This is a genomic window from Bacillus sp. FSL E2-8900 (genome assembly GCF_037966225.1).
GTDB lineage: Bacteria > Bacillota > Bacilli > Bacillales > Bacillaceae_G > Bacillus_A > Bacillus_A cereus.
Genome location: NZ_CP150193.1, coordinates 4,441,899 through 4,462,757, shown reverse-complemented (window position 1 = coordinate 4,462,757; position 20,859 = coordinate 4,441,899). Strand labels below are relative to the sequence as shown.

Genomic DNA, 20,859 nt, shown 5'->3' with positions numbered 1-20,859 from the left:
TGAAAAGCTCACTGAGTAAATTTTTCGTTTTAAGGTCTGAAAATTCAATCGAAAAGGTGATTTGGGGGGATTTACATGTTAGAAATTATAAATTTTAGCAAGACATATAAAGACGGTAAGAAAGCAGTTGATCATTTGAATATTACTGTTAAAGCAGGGGATATCTTTGGATTTATTGGACATAACGGTGCGGGGAAAAGTACAACAATTAAGTCGTTAGTAGGAGTTATAGATTTTGAAGAGGGTGAAATTTTTGTTGATGGACATTCAGTAAAAAAGGATCCGATTGCATGTAAGAGAGTAATGGCGTATATTCCTGATAATCCAGATTTATATGAGCAATTAACAGGAATTCAATATTTGAACTTTGTTGCGGATGTGTTTAAAGTGCCTGCGAGGGATCGGGAAGAACAGATACAGAAGTATGGGGATGCTTTTGAGATTACACCGTACTTAGGGGATTTAATATCTTCTTATTCACACGGTATGAAACAAAAAGTAGCGATTATATCGGCGGTTTTACATAAACCGAAATTATTAGTTTTAGATGAACCTTTCGTTGGTCTTGATCCAAAGGCAGCCGTAGTATTGAAAGGTATTATGAAAGAGCTTTGTGAAAAAGGAAGTGCGATTTTCTTTTCTACGCACGTTTTAGATGTAGCTGAGAAGTTATGTAATAAAGTAGCGATGATTAATAGAGGGAAATTAGCACTTTCAGGAGAAGTAAATTCTTTAATAAAGGAAGGCTCATTGGAAGAGCTCTTTATGAAGGAGCTTGCTAATGAATACTAATAGTTTAGGTCTTTTGAAAATTCGGTTGATAACGCAGCTCGGTTTAAACACCTTTAAATACGAAAAAGATAAGAGAAAGAAGCAGAATAAGATTTTGCTGACAGTATCTATTGCTCTAGTTGGTGTCATGTTAATGTTATATTGCGGAGCTTCAGCATATGGATTGATAAAAATAGGAATTAGTGAAATTATTCCCGTCTATGCACTAGTTATTAGCAGTATATTAACGTTGTTTTTCACTATATTTAAGGCAAATGGAGAAATTTTTGCTTTTAAGGATTACGACTTTTTAATGTCATTGCCGATTCGCGTAAGTACTGTTATTGCAAGTAGGTTTTTGTATTTATACTTGCTGAATACAATCTTTTCAATCATAATCATGCTACCAATGGGAGTTGTGTATTGCATACATGAAAATCCATCAGTTTCTTTTTACTTTATGTGGTTCATCAGTATGTTTATCGCATCTTTAATCCCAACAACAATCGCAGCAATCTTTGGAGCTTCGATTACGGCAATCGCTTCTAAATTTAAAAATACGAATAAAATAACTACGATTTTAAGTTTTATAGTAATTATTACATTCGGTTCCTTTATGCTAAAAAACGGAAATGCTCAATATAGCCTTAATGATATGAACGGAATTGGTGCAATTGTTTCCGAGCAATTAACTAAAGTGTATCCATTAGCTAACATGTTTCAAAAAGCAATTGTTAATGCTGATATGGTAGCTTTCATCTTATTCGTGGGGATATCAGTGATTTGGTATTATCTTTTTGTAAAAATACTTTCGTTAAAATATAAGCAAATAAACACAGGGATCACCACTTATCATATGCTTTCAAATTATGAGATTAATAGCATGAAAAAAGAGAGTGTATTGGTCGCATTGTATAAAAAAGAGCTGAAACGTTTCTTCTCTTCTACAGTGTATGTCATAAATAGTGGAATGGGAGTCGTGATGGCGCTAGCTTTCTCGCTAGCTATAGTTGTAGTAGGACCAAGCCAATTAATAGCGTATCCTGGAATTGAGCCCCTGTTGCAAAAGATTGCTCCATTTGCTATTGCAGCAGCGATTTCGATGACATGTACAACATGTGTTTCATTGTCTTTAGAAGGAAAAAATGTATGGATTATTAAATCATTGCCTATAGCGCCAAAGATGATTTATGATAGTAAAATTCTTATGAATCTTTCATTGAGTATACCTGCATCACTTATTAGTGCTGTATTACTGATAATCGGGTTAAAGCTAGATGTTTGGAGCTCTCTTTTCATCGTAATAACACCGATAACATATTCATTATTTTCAGCAGTATGGGGGATTTTCATTAATAATCGATTTGGTTATTATGATTGGGTATCAGAAACTCAAGTAGTAAAACAAAGTATAGGATCGTTTGTTGGTATGTTTGGTGGCTTAATTGTGGCGGTTATACCTGCCTTGTTAATTGGTACTGCTACTATCTCGAACTACAGAGTATTTACTTTTGCAGTTATTACAGTGCTTACGATTATTACTATTTTCTTGTATAAGAACGAGTCAAGAAGAAGTATAAAATAAAGAAGCTGCTCTTCCTTTAAAAAGGGAGAGCAGCTTCTTTATTTTGAAAAGGTTAGCCTCTTATATTACTTTTTTAAAACAGGTACCCATATTTCGCTTCTGAAATTCGGAGAGGATACGTCTTTACTTTCATTCCACAATATCTCCGGTCCTTCCGCTAGTTCATAGTTCGAAGAAGGGAACCATTCAGAATAAATACGTCCCCATACATTTTGTAATGCATCAGGAAATGGTCCGACAGCTTCGAATATAGCCCATGTTGAAGCAGCAACTTCAAGTTGCGCGAATTGCTCTGGGCAATCTTTCGTTGTGGCTACTCCAATGTAGTGATCGAGTTCCCCCTTTTCCTCCATTCTTCCTTCAGAAAAGTTAGTAGAAGCACTAATGATTCCAGTAGGTTCAATGTTTGAAAGGGACTTTAATGTTTGAATAGAATCTGGGTTTAAACTTTTCCACATAGAAGCAATTTCTTCATTTACACCGTTAAAAACGATTGGTACTCGTTTTGTAATACCTATAATTCGAAATGGCTCTTTTTCTTCAATTCGATAGTTCATTTCATTTCCTCCTTGAATGGATAATTGGAAGGTCATTGGTGAATAAGCCTTCAAAGAATGGCTACTATTTCGGGCCTCTGAAGGTGTTATACCGTGCAAGTTTTGAAATGCACGGGCGAATGAATCTGGTGAGTTGTAGCCATATTTTATAGCGACATCAATGACTTTTGCATCGCTATTTTTTAGTTCAAAGGCAGCGAGAGTAAGACGTCTACAACGAATATATTCTGATAGTGATATGCCAGCTAGGAAAGAGAACATTCTTTTGAAATGATATTCCGAGCAGTAAGCTAACTTCGCAACTTCTTTAAAATTAATTTCATTTGTTAGGTTGTTTTCAATATAGCGCATTGCAGTATTCATATTTTTAAGTGAATCCATATTATGACCTCCTCTGTACATAGAATAGCAGGAACGAAATAGCTCCATCCGACATTTCGTGCACAACTTTGTAGGGGACATTTTTAACCTTACAAAATTGTAATGTTCCTGTAAGGAGAATGAATGGATGGTATGATATCCCAATGTTATAGTAACAAAGTACTTTTGTTCAGTAGGTTAAATTTTTATATCTTTACTTATGCGTCTTACATAACTGTCATGTTTGTGTAAGAAACATCGATAGTGGCAAGAGTAGAGAGTGTATATAGTTGAAAATAGAGAATAGAAGAAATGAGGGATGTCGAGATGAAAACAGTGTTAGAAGCAAAAAATATTGAAAAAGTGTACGACACGGGTGGGAATAAATTTGCAGCGTTAAAAGGTATTAACTTACAAGTAAAAGAAGGTGAGTTCGTTGGAATTATGGGACCTTCTGGTTCTGGTAAGACGACTTTACTAAATGTTCTTTCTACAATTGATAATGCGACGAACGGTGAAATTTTAATTGATGGAAAAGATATTGTAAAGATGAATGATGATAAGTTAGCGTTATTCCGCCGCGATCATTTAGGTTTCATTTTCCAAGATTATAACTTATTAGATACGTTAACGGTGAAAGAGAATATCGCTTTACCACTTGCGTTATCAAAGGTGAAAGCGAGTGAGATTGATCGCCGCGTTCTTGAAATCTCAAAGAAATTCGGTATTGATCATATTTTAAGTCAGTTCCCATATCAAGTATCTGGTGGGCAGAAGCAGCGCTGTGCAGCATCGCGTGCAATTGTTACGAATCCAAGTATGATTTTCGGAGACGAGCCAACTGGAGCACTTGATTCTAAATCTGCAACAGATTTACTTGAAAGTATGAAGTCATTAAATGAATATGATAACTCAACAATTTTAATGGTAACGCATGATGCATTTGCAGCAAGTTATTGTAAACGAGTTATTTTCATTAAAGATGGTGAACTATATAAAGAATTGCACCGCGGTGAATCGACGCGTAAACAGTTCTTCCAAAAAATTGTTGATGTAATGTCTTCTATTTCTGGGGGTATGGCTGATGACCTTATCTAGCATTGCCCTCCGCAACATACAGCGGAACTTTAAAGACTACTTTGTATATTTTGCATCTATGATTTTTAGTATCGTTATTTATTTTACATTTAAAGCATTGCAATACAATTCACAAATGGAAAAAGCTGCAGAAGCTTCAAAAAAAATTAGCGGAGCGTTCCAAGTTTCAAGTGTCATGCTTATCATTTTCGTAGCAGTGTTTATTATATATTCGAACGGTTTCTTTACACGTAAACGTAAAAAAGAAGTTGGCTTATATTCGTTATTAGGTATCCGTAAAAGACAAATTGGTAAAATGCTCTTTTATGAAAATATGTTAATGGGATTAATGTCTTTAATTATCGGTATTGCGATTGGTAGTGTCCTTTCAAAATTATTCCTTGAACTGCTAGTAAGCATGATGGGATTAAACTTAAATGTTCATTTTGAAGTACCGATGGCTGCCATTATTGATACAGCACTTATTTTCTTTGTGATTATTTTATATACATCACTTCAAGGATATCGTTTAATTTATCGATTTAAGCTAATTGAACTTTTCCGCGCCGAACGTGAAGGAGAAGCAATGCCAAAAGGATCAGTTATTATGGCATTAATTTCAGTTATCTTAATCGGTTCAGGTTATTTTTTAGCATTAATGTTCATGAAAGCAGTTAAATATGCAGACTTTATGGCAGTTGCACTTTATATTTTATTGGCGACAGTATTAGGTACGTACTTACTATTTATGTTCTTTACAGTATTCGTATTGAAACGTGCAAGAAATAATAAATCATCGTTTTATAACGGTATGAATATGGTAACGACGTCGCAGCTACTATATCGTATTAAAGGAAATGCAAAATCACTTGCGACAATTTCTATTTTAAGTGCGGTAACATTAACAGCGGTTGGTACGTCTGTTACGATGTATTACAACACATTTACGCAATCAAAAGCAGTTGCACCATATAGCTATTCTTATGAGAAAAAAGATGCAGCGCTTGATAAGAAAGTAAATGCGATTTTTGCAGAAGAGAAGAAAGATCATCCGATTAAAGATCAATTTGAAATTGAGACAGTTCCTGTAAAAGGGAAGTTTGAAGGAGATAAAGTTGATTTCATCTTTAATATGAACTACAGTATCTCAGAGAAATATCAATTTATGTCTCAATCTGAATTTAATAAGCTTGCTAAGAAAATCGACGCAGAAACAGTGAATGTAGCTGCTGATGAAGCATTTATATATGATAGTTCGTATATTGAAGGACATGAGTTTAGTCCACAATATAAAGGAAACAAAGCAGTATTCCAAATTGGGAACGAAACGAAGCAATTAAAAATCCAAGGTGCAAATGACGTTGCGATTACAAATTTAGGTGAATTAGTTGTTGTCGTTTCAGATGAAATGTATGAACAAGCGAAACAAGCATTTGGAACACGTATTGTAAAAAATATTGATGTGAAAGATGAGAAAAACAGTAAAGTGTTAACGGAAAAATTAACAAAAGTGATGCCAGCTGGTGAATCAGAAATGGTGTTATCATTTAGAGATTTCTACACTGGTTTCCATATGGGGCTTGAAGGAACAGGATTAATGATGTTTATTGGAATGTTCTTAGGGCTTGTATTCTTACTAGCAACAGGTTCTATCATTTACTTTAAACAATTAACAGAAGCAAATGCTGATCGTGAGCGTTATGTTGTACTTCACAAAATAGGGGTCACAAAACAAGAAATGAAAAAAGCTATTGCAAAACAAGTAAGCTTTATCTTTGCAATCCCGTTAGTAATCGGAATCCTGCACAGCTTGTTTGCATTAAAAGGTTTAGGGAACATACTACCATTTGAAATTATGATTCCGCTTCTAATTAGTATCGGAGTATACGGCGCTATTTATATTGGATATTACTTCTTAACTGTTCGTTCTTATTATAAGATCGTGAGTGCGAAGTAATAAGGGGCAGCTATCGCTACAGGCGATAGCTGTTTTTTTATTCTTCATAAAATCTTAAGAAACTTCCTCAATTTTTATTAAGAAACGATAGTTATACTTAGACACAAGTTAAAAACTACCGAACGAATGAGGAGAGGTTTATATGCAACTCATAACATTCTTACATGAATTTATGAAACATCCGAAACATACTGGTGCAATTGCGCCAAGTTCAAAAATATTAGCAAAGAAAATGGTCGATGTAATTGATTTTAATAAAGCGAAATGTATTGTAGAGTTAGGGCCTGGTACAGGGGTCTTTACGAAAGAGATTATGAAGAGAAAAAAGAAGGAAACAATATTTCTTCTTATTGAAATTAATGAAGTGTTTTGCAAAGAGCTAAAGAGAAAATTTAAAGATGAGCAGAACGTCATTGTTGTGCACGGTTCAGCTGAAAATATAAAGAAGTATATGGAAGAGTTCCATATAGAATGCGTGGATTACGTTTTATCGGGATTACCTTTTACTTCTTTACCAGAAGAAGTTTCAAAACGTATTTTAAACAATGTAATGGAAGCGATACATGAGAATGGTGAATTTATTACATTTCAATATTCACTTGTGAAAAAAGGATTTATACAGCACTTCTTTCCTGAAATTACGCTAGAGAAAGTGTGGCTCAATTTCCCACCAGCGTACGTCTTTAGCTGTAAAAAAGAGCTAAGGAGAGCGTATGCATAATGGAATTACATGAATTATTATCCTATATTGAGCAGTACGGTTATTGGGCATTATTTTTCTGTTTATGGTTAGGTATTATCGGTATGCCAATTCCAGATGAAATGATTGTTATGAGCGGAGGCTTTGTATCTTCATTAGGTATATTAAATGTTATTCCTGCGTTTTTATTAACGTATTTAGGCGTTGTGTCCGGACTTTCTTTAGGCTATATATTAGGGAAAATATTTGGTACAAAAGTACTTGATAAGCTAATGAAAAAGAAAAAAGCAAAGTATGTTGTGAAATCGCAAGAGATGGTAGAGAAGTATGGTCATTATGCATTAGTTACAAGTTACTTCATACCAGTTGTAAGACATGTTGTACCGTATGTAGTTGGAATGAATAACATGTCATTTAAGACGTATGCTTTGTATTCTTATACGACAGGATTTCTTTGGACACTCGTTTACTTTGTGCTAGGTTCTTTATTTGGACAACATATTGAAAGTATTGTAGCAGTTGCGATAGAGTATGGCTTGTATTTTGGCGTGATTGTTTTTATTGTTACAGGTATTCTTTATTTATATAGACAAAAAAAGAATCACACTGATGAGTAAATAGAAGTAAAAAAAGTTTCTTCCAGTATGAAGGACAAGATAGGATTATAAGTATAAAATTATCTTTATTTAATGGTAAAATATAGGTAAGTAGTTAAGGGAGGAAGAGCGTTGTGCTACTCATTTTTAGCCTTATCTTAATTGGAATTATGTGCAGTATGAAAATAGTATCTTTACACATGATAGAACGACAAAAGGTAGAGGAACGATATGTATATTGTCCAAAATGTGATACAAAAATTAGAAGAGGAAATTCAGCTCCTTTTTGTTCGAAATGTAATTTAATATTTTAAAAATAAAAAGTCCGAAATCACTTTATATAGTTTCGGACTTTTTATTTTTAAGTAAACATTAATCCACCTAGTTCTCTTTCGTTTGTTTATTAGCTAAAATGGATTATGAATAACAATAGTATGTAAACGAAAATAAATATAAATGTACACATGGAGTGTTATATTTGGAGATTTTAATCATAGTAGGATGCCTATTAATAGGAATTATTTTGATTAGTATAAGTATCTATCGATTTGTTAAAGAAATAAAAGAAAAAAATTCAAAGAAAGAGAAATGGAAAGTAGTAGCTGGAAATTTGATAGAGTTATTTAGTGATCCATTGCACGGAGCACCGTTCTATTTTTTAACTGGGGGTCTCTTTTTTGTAATCGGGCTGTTATTTCTTTCTATGGGAATGGGATGGCTTGAAATTGATTAAGGCGTATTAACAAAGATGTTTCATAGTTGTATTGCGAAGAGGAGAGAGCAAATGCCAGTTATAAGAGATATACAATTGAGTTTTCTAAAAGTAAAAGAGCATACTAGAAGCACTGAGACATTACAGTTAGCATCTACAAGCAACTACGATGAAGATATCTCTTTTGGTAAAGAGACGAGCTGTATTACTTCTTTATATTGTCGACATATGCCAAAGTTAAGAATGGAGTATGAGAAAGGTATTTTGATTCATTGTGTGGATGATATTTCATTACTCGATGAGTGGGAGAAGAAATATCGAATTTTCCCTGAATATATGAATGCTTTTGTGGAATATGGGAGTGTGAGGGATTTTCCATATTTATCAGATAGAGAGAAAAAAGAATTAGCCCTTCAAATCGTTCATGCGGAAATGAAGCGTTTAGCTGTGAAATATGATTGGGATATAGAAGAGTTAGAAAAAGTGAAGAATAAGATACTAGAATTGAATTATAGAAACGAGTTCGTATATATAAAAAAGAGTAGTCCGAATAAAAAATACGTATGTAATATAACATGTCAGCATGAAGTGGCTTATGCTGACGTGTACTTAGAAATAAGAGAGTATAGAACGAGGCGGTTAATCAAAAAGGAAAAGCTTATTAGAGAAGAAGATATGTATAAGATGTTTCATCATGTTAGTGAAGTGGCTTGGAAGTTAAATCATAAAGTGCTACTGATGAACGATAAAGGAAAAACTGTATGGATGTTAACCTTTTTAGAGAAAGATATCCCAGCTAATTTAGTTTGGAAGATTGAAAGAATAGATTGAAAATAGATGAGAAGTGGAGTGCATATGATGGAGACACAAATCGTTATTGGAGTACCTGGTTTATGGAAAGATAGAACAGAATTAATACAAGAAGTTGTGAGTAAAAGTAACTATATATTAGCGGGAAATGTGATGCACCATAAGGAGAAAGAGATTGGCTTTGAAATTGATATATATGAACAAGACCCTTCTTTGAGAGAGGCTTTCTTCTATGCAGGTGGTGAGCGTTTTAATGAAGAATTGCTTCAGGAGTTGGAGAAGCATACTTATACAGTGTATGTTATTGCAAAAGTTGACGATACAGAGAGATTACAAGAAGTAATTGATGTAGGAATGGAACTTTTAAATGCAGGTGGACTTGCTTTAAAAGTTGAAACAGCAGGTGTGGCTTATTCGAAAGAAGAATGGCAAGAGCTTGCAGAGGATAAGGAAATCTTCCCGATGTATTCGCACCTTGTAACTTTAGTTGGAGATGAAGAGGACGGTTATTATTCATGTGGAATGCAAGCATTTAATCTACCAGACGTTGTTTTAGACGGAGGGATAGATCCGGAAGTAGCTGTAGATTTATTGAATGATTTTAACCTACATAATATATTGGAAAAACCTAATTTGAAAGATGGAGATACAATTAGTTTCACAGAAGATGCTCCAGTGTATCTCTTATCTCATTATATAGATAATCGTTATGAACAAGAGGATCCATTTTATAATCCGTGTGGGGTATGGAAGTTAGAGAGTGCTTCGGCAAAGAAATCTATCTTTCAAAAATTGGGGAGTGTGCTAAAAGGATGGAAAAATACATAAAAGAACAGAGGAGTATATGTGATAAATATAAAGCGGAGTATGTAGAATCTCCGAATGACTTGAAATTAGGAATAGCGCAAAATGTGAAAGATGGTATTGTTCCGATTAATGGGTTACGAATGCCTATAGAAAACGGAACGACAGGTTGGTACATTTGGGCTGGTGAAGAAATGGGGACAGAAGAAGATTTCTTTCTTCCTTTACATGTTCAACATATTGATGAATGGGCACCTGAAATAAAGAAGTATTTAGGGTTACCACCTGGTTGGAGATTTTTAATTGCTGGAGATTACGAGGACGTGTGGTATGATCCGAATTTGTTTGATGAAGATTTAGAAGAGGATACAGATGAATGGGAAGAAAATATGCTACAAGAGTATGGATGGTACATGCATAGCATATTAGCAGAAGATATTGATGGCATCCATGCTAATTATCATACGCATGGTCTAAGAGATAACTTTAATCATCAAGATTTACAAATAGCATTAAATATGGATCCTGAAGTCGCGCATAGTGTTTTTTGTACCATAATAGAAGAGATAAAGAGCGGAAAAAAGTTTGAACAAGGGATTGAGTATACGGATATTATTGAAGGATATCCCATTATTATGAAGTCTTTCGTAGAGATGGATCGAGAAGTTTTGAGGGTTTTATTACCTGATGAAAGAGGGATTCTTCCTACTAGGTCAGAGTGTGATGAGTGTTATAAGACTCAATTGGATAGTATTGAGGAAATTTGATAAAAAAAGAGCTTGAAACTATTCAAGCTCTTTTTTTATCACTATTTATGTCCTAAAATATGCTCAATCTCATGCAAACTTAATTTACTTGCCTTAGCAATCGTTTCAAGTGGTATACCAAGATCATACATATTTTTAATCATTTGAATTTTCCCCTGTTGAATGCCTTTTTCAAGCCCTTTTTCAATGCCTTTTTCAAGCCCTTTTTCAATGCCTTTTTCAAGCCCTTTTTTAATTCCTTGTTCCATTCCTCTTTTTATTCCTTCTGTCTCTGCATGGGCGAATTTTGCTGCTTCATCCATTAAAACTTTCTCCCTTGCGTCATAGGCTTGTCGGAAAGAAGAATCCTGACTCATACGTTCCCATTTATTTATTGCTTTTTGTAAAATAGGGTCTTGGTTCATAGCAATATCCTCCAATAGTTTAGTTAAGTGCTCATCCTCATTTGCTGAAAGCAATAAAAGCCAACGAACAAATGGATCTTTCCACGGATTTACTTTTTCTTCATGCCATTGTTCAGTTAACTTTGGAATTTCTATAATGTGGATTTCAATGTCGTCACTCAGGAGTTTTTGTTGTTGTGTATTCCATAATATGCTCGTTGTATGGAAGGCTGGGTGTTCCGAAAACATTACGAAGTTTAGTAAGTTTATGGTGATGGTTTTGTGAAGTGCACTGTAGGGCATCCCTTTTTGTAGTTGAGATGTGTATAGTCTTCCCCAATAATATAAACTGCGTTTAACCATATCGTGATTATTATTGAGTTGTATTTCTACATTAACTTTTGTTCCTGTGTCTAATGTCGCTGAAATGTCTAAAATAGATAACTTATCCTCTTCATATTCCCTGTGTAAATGTGGATCTTCTAGTTGTAGAGAAGCAATGGGCGACTCTAAAGACTCTTGTAACATAGCATTTAAAAATGCAATTAGAATATCTTCGCTACCATTCGTACCAAACAATTGTTTAAATGCAAAATCAATGCGTAAATTAACTAACTGTTGGTTGAACAAAGTTTGTCCTCTCCCTTATATGAAGGTGCTTCTTTCCTTCATTGTACATAAAAAGAACTAGAGTATGCAAACAAGCCATTCTTCTATTTTTTAGTAGTGTTATTAGAATGTCACAGGTAAGTATGGTTATGTTATACTCTAGTGAAATTAAAAAAATATTTTTGTTTATATCGGGGTGAAGATGCTACATATGCAAAAAGATATTTTAAAACTATTAGATAAAAAGCAAAGTAAGTATGAATTTCCTGCCTTTGATAATGAATATATTGATATTTCACAAGTGAAATTCTCTCTTTTCTTTAAAGATACTAAGGATTGGCTAATGGTGTTTCAAATTGTTGGTGTAGGTTCATTAGGTGTATGTAATGATATTCAAGTATATGGCGATAGAATTACTCATTCAATGGGTGATGATTGCATTTTACAATTAAATAATGGCGATTATGAGTTGTTTGATGATGAAGGTGAATTTATACCGAATATTTATAACGGCAGTTTAAAAATTCGCGAGCATCATTTTGAATATGAATTTACAGAAGAAGATTATATAAATAATGGAATAGAAGTACAAACGACAGAGCATTATCCAACATACTTCATGCGTATGCTTGCTACTAATGAGGAAGCTCAAAAATTATTGTGGTGGGATAAAGGAGAAATTTTAGAAGAGTTCGGTTTAGAAGGCGACTGGAAAGTAGCGTATGAAACGGAAGAATGGAAACATGTTGAAGACGAAAAAGTAAGTGAAAATGAATTCTTCCAATCAGTAGCCTCTGCAATAGAGAAGAAAGATCCAAGTGTTATTGTGAATGAAAATGCTAATACGCATTGGAGAAATTGGGTAGAGTTTGATTGTGACTGAAAAGGATAGGAGAAAGAATAACAAATGAAAAGAAGAAGAAAATCCGGAGAAAAAGTACAAATGCATCGTTTTGCACTACCTCTATGCTACGGAAGTGAAGCGCCATATTATTATTACGAGGTAGCGCCCCATGAAAGAGAGGGACGCATCCATTTAACATCGGATCTTTGTGTAATGGATGATGAACATTATTTTATTAGAGGATGTTTAGAGATTCCTATCATTGACTACCACGAAAATTTCATATGGACTGTTTGGGTATCACTTAGTAAAGAAAGTTATGATGAAGTATTAGAAAAGTGGGATGAGAGAGGCCGAGAAAATAGTGATCCTTATTTTGGTTGGTTATCTGTAGAAATACCATTTTATCCAGAAACATTAAATTTAAAAACAAATGTACATATAAGAGAAGTTGGAACGGCACCGTATGTTGAATTAGAGCCAACCGAGCATCCTTTAGCAATCGAACAAAGAAATGGAATTACTTTAGAGAGAGTTAAAGAAATACAAGAAATGATTCAACGACATAGCTAGATTAGAAGAGAAAAAAACGAGTGCTAGCACTCGTTTTTTTCTTTACACAACCGCAGGATTATAAATCATCGTAAAGTGTCCTGGTAATAATTCAATGTGACAAGGTGTATGAAGCGAGCTTTCTCCATCTGTATCTACTTCTTTTTCTTCTTTCGTTTCAATATGAATGGATTTCGCTTTTACGTGGAAGATGTCATTTTCATTTGAGTCTTCAAATAGTTTCTTTCCGATGTAATCTTTAAATGCTTGAATACCTGTTGATTTGACTACGAAAATATCAAGTGTTCCATCATCACATTTTACGTTCGGAATAAAGGATGGAATACCACCAAGATATTCACCATTTCCAACCATGACAAGGACAGCTTCGTCTTCATATACTTGTCCGTCATAAGTAATTTTTACCGGGAATGTTTCAGCATTTTTTACAGTTCGAATTGTGCTTAAATAGTAACCGATTTTACCAAGCTTTGCTTTTTCTTCTGCATCGATATTGTTTGATACTTCAGATACGAGTCCAATGCCCCAGAAGTTTAAGAAATGTTGTTCATTTGCTTTTGCAACGTCAACTGGTTTTACGTGTTCCTTTGTGATAAGTTTTGCTGCTTCTGCAATGTTTTGCGGAACACCAAGTGTGCGAGAGAAGTCATTGCAAGTTCCACCTGGAATGATTGCAAGTGTAGGTCTAGTTTCGAGAGGTGCTAAGCCATTTGTGCATTCAAATACTGTTCCATCACCACCAAAGACGATAATTAAATCTACTTTACTAGCAAACTCTTGGCAATATTTTGTTGCATCACCTTGTTTTTTCGTATGAAGGATATGTAGATCAGGAAAAGCTGCGGCAAGAGGTGGTACGATTTTTGTTAAATTTGTATGTAAGTCACCTTGACCAGCTTTCGGATTTACGATGAGGAGTACTTTTTCAAATTTTGTCTTTGTCATATTTCATCTCTCCCTGTAGTTTGTAATGGAAAGAAAGGAGCTGTTCCCATGTATTTTAGAACAGCTTCTCCCTATTAATTGGATGCTAACATTGTCAGTTATTGTCGGTAAGTCGATATATTAAAAAAATCGCCGATATACATTTTATGTACTATCAATTTTTTAAGTTATACGATTACTCCGTTACAACTGAAGCGATAAATGGTAAGTTACGATATTTCTCAGCACAGTCGATACCGTAGCCAACGATAAATTCGTCTGGAATTTGGAAGCCAACATATTCAGCTTTTAAGTCCACTTTACGGCGTTCTGGCTTATCAAGTAATGTACAGAACTTGAGTGCTTTTGGTTTATGCATAAAGAAGTGGTCTTTTAGGAAATGAAGTGTTAAACCAGAATCGATAATATCTTCTACAACAATTACGTTTTTTCCAGTAATGTTTACGTCGATATCTTTTAGTAGTTTCACTTTTCCTGTTGTTTCTGTTTGATTTCCGTAGCTAGATGCAGAAATAAAGTCAATTGTTACATCATTTTTGATGTGACGAATTAAATCAGCAGCAAATACGAATGAACCTTTTAATACTGCGATAACTACGATTTCTTCTCCTTCAAAGTCACGTTCGATTTGAAGTGCTAATTCTTTCACTTTTGCTTGTAATTGTTCTTCAGAAATTAAAGTGTCTTTTATTTCAATATTCATTGTAATCCTCCTACAGTGTAAAACTTGCGAACATTTCGACTGTAAAGGATAGAATAGAAAAAGTCAAAGGAGATAGTAATTTTTTACAAAGATAACGCCAAAATCATCTGATGATATGATATACTAAGTGCATTAAGAAAACGCTTCCATAAAGGGTGAATATGATGAAGAAGAAACAGTACACAAGTGTAACATTTATAAAAGCATTACTTTTAACAATTGTTCTTGGCCTGTTGGCTTACGTAATTGATGTACCTGCGATTCGTATTTCATTAATTGGAATGACTTTAGTGTTAGGAGCAATTTCGCACGGTATGATGTCGCAGCTAAAAGAAGCTGGACTTGATGATATGAGAGATCATATAGATAAAAAGTAAGAAACCTTCATTATATCGAGTGAAGGTTTTTTTGTTTCTTACAAAAATGTAAGGTAGTTGTAAGGCAAATCGATAGTTGCATAAGAGCATTTTGGATAAACTATGGGTGTAAGGTAAAAGGCAAGCATATTTTAGGTAAATTAAGTTTTAGGCACTCTATATGTGAAAAAGGAGTAGGAGGGCATGGAGAAACGTTGGACGACCTTTTCTTTTTTAGCGACTAGTAACACCGTAATGCTAGATGGAAAAATGGATTTTTTGCACTTGTTTGATCGTGAAGATGATCATTCTTCTTCTAAATTTACAATGAAATGGAATAAATGGAGCGAGAGTTGTAGGTTTGAAGAAGAGGCCCCTAACGAAGAGCAAAAGATTATTTTAACAAACCCTATTAAAGCGTGGGTTGTTCAACGTCGTAAGTGTAACGTCAAAAATCACTTCAAGAAAACTGAGCCGAGACAATTAGTTATCGCTCCGGCCCGTTCTACTTCCAAATCACGCGAAAGTAACATGTAAATAATTGAGACACACACCCGAAAAAACATCGTACATATTGCGATGTTTTTTTCTTTTTCTACAATGAAATCTTTAAATGAAATATATTTCATCTGCATCTTATATTTATATCTCTTGCTTATTCTAGTAATACATCCGGTGCGAGTTGATGTGAATAAAATATAAGGAGAGAATTAAGATGAAAAAGAGACTATTACCAATTTGTGCAATGGCACTTTTAACAGTAGGATATTCTTCAGTAGCGAGTGCAGATACTGGAACAGTAACAAAGGAAGAAGCGCAAGTGCAACAAGATAAAGCTAAAAAAGAAGAAGCAATTAAGGAACAGCAAAAAAGTGAAGTAGAGAAAAAGCAAGCGGCACAAGTACAAGAAAAAAATGATATGGCTAAAAAAGAAGAAGCAATAAAAGCTGAGAAAAAAAGTGAAGAAGAGAAAAAGAGAATAGCGCAAGAACAGTTAAAAAACGATATGGCCAAAAAAGAAGCAGCGATAAAAGCCGAGCAAAAGAATGAAGTAGCTAAAAAAGAAGTAGCAAAGCCAGTTGTACAAGGTGAAAAATTACCAAATACAGCATCGAATAATGTAGTAATGATGGGATTAAGTGCATGTCTTGTAGCGGTAGGTACATTATTTGGTTTGAATCGTCGCAATAAGATTAAAGCGTAAATAAAATATTTTCCTATAAAGAATGGGATAATTTCATATATTAAAAATGGTAGGTTACTCCTACCATTTTTGGCATGGAGGAATGAAGAATGAAGTTACTCAATTATATCGGTATCATATTGATGGCTATAGGGCTATTCATGGGATCCTATTATGCTGTGGAATGGTATAAAGGAAGAAGCTCTGCTGGGCAATTAACGGCAGAAGAAATAAAGAGCCTTAAAAATATACAAGATACTCAACTTTTTCATGAAACACCTGTAACTTCTCAAGTGCCTTCTTCTCAAACAGAACATAAAGAAGGAGAAAAGGTAGCGATGTTAAACATACCGAAAATAAAGAAGAAGTTTTCTATATATTGGGGAGCAGATGATACGACTTTGAAAAAAGGAGTGGGTATGTTCGTTAGTGATTTAACGACAACTCCATCTGGAGGGGGACATACTGTACTGAGTGGACATCGAGATACTGTATTTACAGATTTAGAAGAGTTGAAAGAAAAGGATACCCTTGTTTTAGAGTATGATAATAAAACGTACACATATGAAATTCAAAAGACGTGGATTACCCATGCGGATGATCGTACTGTTATTATAAAAAAAGAAGAACCGATATTAACACTGACAACTTGTTACCCATTTAATTATATAGGGAATGCACCAGATAGATATATTATCGAGGCGAAGTTAATTGGCAGTTATTCAAAGTGAAATTATAGTTTCTGAAAGCGGGAGGGGGATATATAAATTATGTCAAAAAATATTTTAATTGTTGAAGATGAAGACATATTACGTGAAATATTAAAAGATTATTTTTTAAGTGAGCAATATGTAGTGTTTGAAGCGAGGGACGGGAAAGAGGCTTTAGTTGTATTTGAAGAAGAAGAGGTTGATTTAGTTATTTTAGATATTATGTTGCCAGAACTCGATGGATGGTCTGTTTGCCGAAGGATTCGAAAGACGTCCGAGGTGCCTATTATTATGCTGACGGCGCGCGTAGATGAAGACGATACGTTACTTGGTTTTGAACTTGGGGCAGATGATTATGTGACGAAGCCGTATAGTCCGCCAATTTTATTAGCAAGAGCGAAAAGGTTGTTAGAAAGCAGAAAAGTGACAAAGCAACTTTTAGAGAATGAAGATGATACATTATCAATCCACGGCATTCACGTTCATTTTCCGTCTCGCACTGTTACGGTAGATAGAACCGATATTAATTTAACGCATACAGAATTTGAAATATTAGCGTATTTCATGAAAAATCAAGGAATCGTTTTAACGCGAGAGCAACTCATTTCAAGAATTTGGGGATATGAATTTGCTGGTGATGATCGAACGGTGAATAGTCATATTCGTAATTTAAGAAATAAATTAGGAGAGAAAGCAAAGTATATTACAACTGTAGTACGAACAGGTTATAAATTTGAGGGCAATGTATGAGGAAAGGAATTGTACTAAAATTATTTACTCTTACAACGGCATTATGCATGTTGATTTTAGCGACGATATTTATTGGACAAACGATATTTTTTAAACAATATTATGCGAATCGAAAAGTGGAAGATATTAAAGTAAATTTAAATTCCTTTGAGAAGAATTATTTAAATTATGCAGGAAATGCAGAAGAAATTCAAAAACTAGAGCAAGACTTTTTAAGAGAAAATAATACGTGGATTACGACATTAGATAAGAACGGGAATTTAAAACATGCAGATGATTTTTATTTTGAAGTAACGATAGATCGTAGGCAACAAAAGAGCTTTGGACAACAAATATTCAAAATTCCTTTAGGCAATCTCGTCAATATAGAAGAGATTGAGAATAAATCATCAGATCAGTTTCTAGGCCAAGGAATTTATTTTTCTGGAGTGAAAAAAGGAGATAGTTTTATTCCATTCTCTTTCTCGTTATCTAAGCAGAATTTAAGTGGATCTAATAAACCGTTAGAAAAAGCATTTAAGGAGAAAATGAGTAAATTAGATGAGGAGAAAAAGAAAGCAGCTGAGGAACAAGTAAGTAAGGAAAAGAAGCCGGCTGTTCAGGAGCAAGCTGCCCAAGAACCAGATGCTTATATAGGTGGGTTTGTTACAAAAGTACAGTTTCCAGATGTAAAAGGCCTCGTAAATCCAATTTATAAAAATACTTTGTTTTTGGATAGTATAAAAGAATTTCAAACGGATGTATTACTAAAAGAGAGTAATCAAATAGAGTATTCAACAAAGACAATGGACTATGAAAAGAATGATATAAAATATAAATTATTAATGAAACCAATAAAAGAAAAAGATGGATCAGTAACATATATTTATGCGATGGCTTCTTTACAGCCTGTAGATGAAGCTGTACAAATGGTGCAAGATTATTACATCTATATCATTGCATTTGTAGTCGTTCTTATTTTTTTAGCTTCGTTTTATTATTCAAAACAAATTGCAAAACCATTATTAAAAATAAATGATACGACGAAGAAAATAGCACAATTAGATTTTACAGAAAAAATACCGATTACTTCAAAAGATGAAATTGGAGATTTATCGAAAAATATTAATGTTCTATCAAATAAACTCCATTCGCATATTGGGCAGTTAGAAGAAGATATTGAAAAGGAAAGAAAGTTAGAAAAAACGCGAAAAGAATTCATTTCTGGTGTTTCACATGAATTAAAAACACCGCTAAGTATTATGAAAAGCTGTATTTCTATTTTAAAAGACGGGGTAGCTGAACATAAAAAAGAGTATTATTTTCAGGCGATGGAGAGAGAAGTAGACAAAATGGATACGTTAATTTTGGATATGCTTGAGTTAGCTAAATTTGAATCTGGTACATATAAAATGAAAAAGGATTCGTTTTATATTGATACAGTAATTGAAGACATATGTGAACATCTATCTGTGGAAATAGAGAAAAAAGAGCTTCGTGTTCATAAAAATATATGTTCATTTGAAGTAATTGCAAATCAAGGCCGGATTGAACAAGTCATCGTGAATTTCATTACGAATGCCATACGTTATACACCAAATAAAGAAGATATTATTATTTCTACAATAGATGAGAAGGATCGTATAAAAGTGTGCATTGAAAATAAAGGTACTCACATTGAAGAAGAACAATTAGATAAAATTTGGGATCGTTTTTATCGAGTGGATACAGCTCGTCAGCGTTCACAAGGTGGGACGGGGCTTGGGCTTGCCATTTCAAAGAATATTTTAGAACTACATGATACTGAATATGGGGCAGGAAATACAGAAGATGGTGTGTTATTTTACTTCTATTTACCGAAAAAAGCGTAAATAATATGATTTACGCTTTTTTAATTTATTTTCATATTATCTTTACCTAATCTTTATTTTTAATCAGTATAATTTGTTTAGAATATGAGGTTATGTAAGGAGTCGATGAACCGTGCATAGCAATTGGCTAAGTATAATGGTATTTATTTTCTTTTGCGCATTTATTGTATTTTTAATTGATATTACGATATGAAAAAAGAGCGCTCATTAAGCGCCCTTTTTTTGTGTATTCATTTGATAAGCACTGATGCTTTTGAATAATCGTGGTGAAGTGATAAATAAAAATATAAGTAAAACGGTACATAAAATAAAAGAACCAAGCATTGTACTTCCATTTATGATTAATGAATATAACACAGCTGATTGACCTTTCGGCGCATATTGTCCCCAGAAAATAATGCCGGCAATAAAGTGGCAGAAATAGCGAGCAAAGCTACCGATAAATGTAGCAAGGATAATATAAGCAAGGACTTTCTTACCCTGATTTTGTTTTGATGAAGGTTTGTCTTTACGGTTACCTAAATTTGATTGTTCTAAGCTATTTTCATTGGATGTTAAAAGTGCTTTTTGAATTGGACGATAGAATAAGCCAGCAAATCCGATAAAAGCAAAGGCAATGAAGTACTCAATGAATGCTTGAACAGGTGTTAAAATATAAGCATCTCCCACGACAATTTGTAATAGTCCCCAAACTAAACCGCCTAAGAAAGCTGATTTAAAGCCCCAGCGGTAAGCAATAATAAAAATAGGAATCATAGCGAATGAGATAGAACCGCCTGTTGGAAGTTTAAGTGATAATGGTAAAATATCGATAATCATGGCGAAGGCTGCAAGAATAGCAGATTCGATCATCGCTTGTAAATTGGTGTTACGCATGTTGTCTCCCCCTAAATCCAAGTTATACAAAAAAGAATAGATATCATAGGAGGATACGAAATACGTAAATAAAAATGAGGTATGTATTTCGGACGTTTGCACAATCCCTGCGTTAGCATTAACTAACAGGTTCGAAGGGTCGGAACGAAGTGTTCCCTCTCAGCGGCATGGCTCCCCCAGTGATAACGAGATTCTTTATTTGCTATTGTTTATTGTAAGCGAAATGGATGAGAATGGCAAACGAATACAGTATGACAATAATTGAAATAGAATTGTAGCGAAATGTTAATAAATATGAAGCAAAAGGGTATAGTACAAGAGAAATTGGGTGTGGTATAATTTTTTTGAAAATAATTATCATTCTCTTCTGAGGGGGAAGGT

The 20,859-nt window shown here is 34.0% G+C and carries 24 protein-coding genes and 1 riboswitch; of the genes, 19 read left to right on the top strand and 5 right to left on the bottom strand.

Annotated elements, in window-relative coordinates:
- Positions 1–75 precede the first annotated feature (75 nt).
- Positions 76–792, top strand: a complete 717-nt coding sequence (locus tag NST90_RS22915; protein WP_000889756.1) for an ABC transporter ATP-binding protein — start codon at positions 76–78, stop codon at positions 790–792.
- Positions 782–2,356, top strand: a complete 1,575-nt coding sequence (locus NST90_RS22910) for a hypothetical protein (protein WP_044584939.1) — start codon at positions 782–784, stop codon at positions 2,354–2,356. Before NST90_RS22915 ends, NST90_RS22910 begins: the two co-directional genes overlap by 11 nt.
- A 65-nt stretch (positions 2,357–2,421) precedes the next feature.
- On the opposite strand, the gene NST90_RS22905 is transcribed toward NST90_RS22910, so the two are convergent.
- Positions 2,422–3,294, bottom strand: coding sequence for an AraC family transcriptional regulator (locus NST90_RS22905; protein WP_046393048.1), 873 nt, complete (start codon positions 3,292–3,294; stop codon positions 2,422–2,424).
- A 306-nt stretch (positions 3,295–3,600) separates the two neighbouring features.
- Here NST90_RS22905 and NST90_RS22900 point away from each other — a divergent pair, with 306 nt between their 5' ends.
- The 9 genes from NST90_RS22900 to NST90_RS22860 all read left to right on the top strand — a co-directional run bounded on the left by NST90_RS22900 (position 3,601) and on the right by NST90_RS22860 (position 10,696).
- Positions 3,601–4,371, top strand: a complete 771-nt coding sequence (locus NST90_RS22900) for an ABC transporter ATP-binding protein (protein WP_000859655.1) — start codon at positions 3,601–3,603, stop codon at positions 4,369–4,371.
- Complete coding sequence (locus NST90_RS22895) at positions 4,358–6,307, top strand: ABC transporter permease (RefSeq protein ID WP_000176132.1); 1,950 nt, start codon at positions 4,358–4,360, stop codon at positions 6,305–6,307. Before NST90_RS22900 ends, NST90_RS22895 begins: the two co-directional genes overlap by 14 nt.
- A 142-nt stretch (positions 6,308–6,449) precedes the next feature.
- On the top strand, positions 6,450–7,028 hold the full coding sequence (locus NST90_RS22890; RefSeq protein ID WP_001176087.1) for an rRNA adenine N-6-methyltransferase family protein: 579 nt from the start codon (positions 6,450–6,452) through the stop codon (positions 7,026–7,028).
- Complete coding sequence (locus tag NST90_RS22885) at positions 7,028–7,624, top strand: DedA family protein (protein ID WP_283748105.1); 597 nt, start codon at positions 7,028–7,030, stop codon at positions 7,622–7,624. The genes NST90_RS22890 and NST90_RS22885 overlap by 1 nt, the downstream gene beginning before the upstream one ends.
- A gap of 113 nt (positions 7,625–7,737) precedes the next feature.
- Positions 7,738–7,917 carry a hypothetical protein gene (locus NST90_RS22880; protein ID WP_001986677.1) on the top strand — a complete coding sequence of 60 codons (180 nt, stop codon included), beginning with the start codon at positions 7,738–7,740 and terminating at the stop codon, positions 7,915–7,917.
- Between the two features lie 164 nt (positions 7,918–8,081).
- Positions 8,082–8,336 carry a hypothetical protein gene (locus NST90_RS22875; protein ID WP_000404319.1) on the top strand — a complete coding sequence of 85 codons (255 nt, stop codon included), beginning with the start codon at positions 8,082–8,084 and terminating at the stop codon, positions 8,334–8,336.
- A 51-nt stretch (positions 8,337–8,387) separates the two neighbouring features.
- Positions 8,388–9,146 (top strand): hypothetical protein, encoded by a 759-nt coding sequence (locus NST90_RS22870; protein ID WP_001144129.1) that lies wholly within the window; start codon positions 8,388–8,390, stop codon positions 9,144–9,146.
- 27 nt (positions 9,147–9,173) lie between these two features.
- Positions 9,174–9,953 (top strand): DUF4261 domain-containing protein, encoded by a 780-nt coding sequence (locus NST90_RS22865; protein ID WP_033695229.1) that lies wholly within the window; start codon positions 9,174–9,176, stop codon positions 9,951–9,953.
- Positions 9,938–10,696, top strand: coding sequence for a DUF4262 domain-containing protein (locus tag NST90_RS22860; RefSeq protein WP_000417366.1), 759 nt, complete (start codon positions 9,938–9,940; stop codon positions 10,694–10,696). The genes NST90_RS22865 and NST90_RS22860 overlap by 16 nt, the downstream gene beginning before the upstream one ends.
- 41 nt (positions 10,697–10,737) lie before the next feature.
- Here NST90_RS22860 and NST90_RS22855 read toward each other — a convergent pair whose 3' ends face one another.
- Positions 10,738–11,709 (bottom strand): Rpn family recombination-promoting nuclease/putative transposase, encoded by a 972-nt coding sequence (locus NST90_RS22855; RefSeq protein WP_046393046.1) that lies wholly within the window; start codon positions 11,707–11,709, stop codon positions 10,738–10,740.
- Between the two features lie 190 nt (positions 11,710–11,899).
- Between NST90_RS22855 and NST90_RS22850 the strand changes: the two genes are divergently transcribed.
- Both NST90_RS22850 and NST90_RS22845 read left to right on the top strand, forming a co-directional pair.
- Positions 11,900–12,571, top strand: coding sequence for a hypothetical protein (locus NST90_RS22850; protein ID WP_025709996.1), 672 nt, complete (start codon positions 11,900–11,902; stop codon positions 12,569–12,571).
- 24 nt (positions 12,572–12,595) lie between these two features.
- Positions 12,596–13,105: a DUF2199 domain-containing protein gene (locus NST90_RS22845; RefSeq protein WP_025709997.1), complete on the top strand. Its 510-nt coding sequence runs from the start codon at positions 12,596–12,598 to the stop codon at positions 13,103–13,105.
- Positions 13,106–13,147: 42 nt separating this feature from the next.
- Here NST90_RS22845 and NST90_RS22840 read toward each other — a convergent pair whose 3' ends face one another.
- Positions 13,148–14,050 (bottom strand): YegS/Rv2252/BmrU family lipid kinase, encoded by a 903-nt coding sequence (locus NST90_RS22840; RefSeq protein ID WP_000167902.1) that lies wholly within the window; start codon positions 14,048–14,050, stop codon positions 13,148–13,150.
- A gap of 175 nt (positions 14,051–14,225) precedes the next feature.
- Positions 14,226–14,753, bottom strand: coding sequence for a hypoxanthine phosphoribosyltransferase (hpt, locus tag NST90_RS22835; protein ID WP_001019294.1), 528 nt, complete (start codon positions 14,751–14,753; stop codon positions 14,226–14,228).
- 161 nt (positions 14,754–14,914) lie between these two features.
- Here hpt and NST90_RS22830 point away from each other — a divergent pair, with 161 nt between their 5' ends.
- From NST90_RS22830 to NST90_RS22805, 6 genes are all read left to right on the top strand, one after another.
- The gene (locus NST90_RS22830) at positions 14,915–15,130 is read left to right on the top strand and encodes a hypothetical protein (RefSeq protein ID WP_002001286.1); all 216 of its coding nucleotides are present in this window, start codon (positions 14,915–14,917) and stop codon (positions 15,128–15,130) included.
- Positions 15,131–15,313: 183 nt separating this feature from the next.
- The gene (locus tag NST90_RS22825) at positions 15,314–15,646 is read left to right on the top strand and encodes a hypothetical protein (RefSeq protein WP_000415613.1); all 333 of its coding nucleotides are present in this window, start codon (positions 15,314–15,316) and stop codon (positions 15,644–15,646) included.
- 178 nt (positions 15,647–15,824) lie between these two features.
- A complete protein-coding gene (locus NST90_RS22820) occupies positions 15,825–16,313 on the top strand; it encodes an LPXTG cell wall anchor domain-containing protein (protein ID WP_000746709.1) in 489 nt (162 codons plus the stop codon).
- Positions 16,314–16,402: 89 nt separating this feature from the next.
- Positions 16,403–17,023, top strand: coding sequence for a class D sortase (locus NST90_RS22815; RefSeq protein WP_243511251.1), 621 nt, complete (start codon positions 16,403–16,405; stop codon positions 17,021–17,023).
- A gap of 39 nt (positions 17,024–17,062) precedes the next feature.
- Positions 17,063–17,752: a response regulator transcription factor gene (locus NST90_RS22810; RefSeq protein WP_000041857.1), complete on the top strand. Its 690-nt coding sequence runs from the start codon at positions 17,063–17,065 to the stop codon at positions 17,750–17,752.
- Positions 17,749–19,602: a HAMP domain-containing sensor histidine kinase gene (locus tag NST90_RS22805; RefSeq protein WP_001225341.1), complete on the top strand. Its 1,854-nt coding sequence runs from the start codon at positions 17,749–17,751 to the stop codon at positions 19,600–19,602. Before NST90_RS22810 ends, NST90_RS22805 begins: the two co-directional genes overlap by 4 nt.
- A gap of 207 nt (positions 19,603–19,809) precedes the next feature.
- Here NST90_RS22805 and thiT read toward each other — a convergent pair whose 3' ends face one another.
- A complete protein-coding gene (gene thiT, locus NST90_RS22800) occupies positions 19,810–20,478 on the bottom strand; it encodes an energy-coupled thiamine transporter ThiT (protein ID WP_046393043.1) in 669 nt (222 codons plus the stop codon).
- 86 nt (positions 20,479–20,564) lie between these two features.
- Positions 20,565–20,666, bottom strand: a riboswitch (TPP riboswitch).
- Positions 20,667–20,859: the final 193 nt, after the last annotated feature.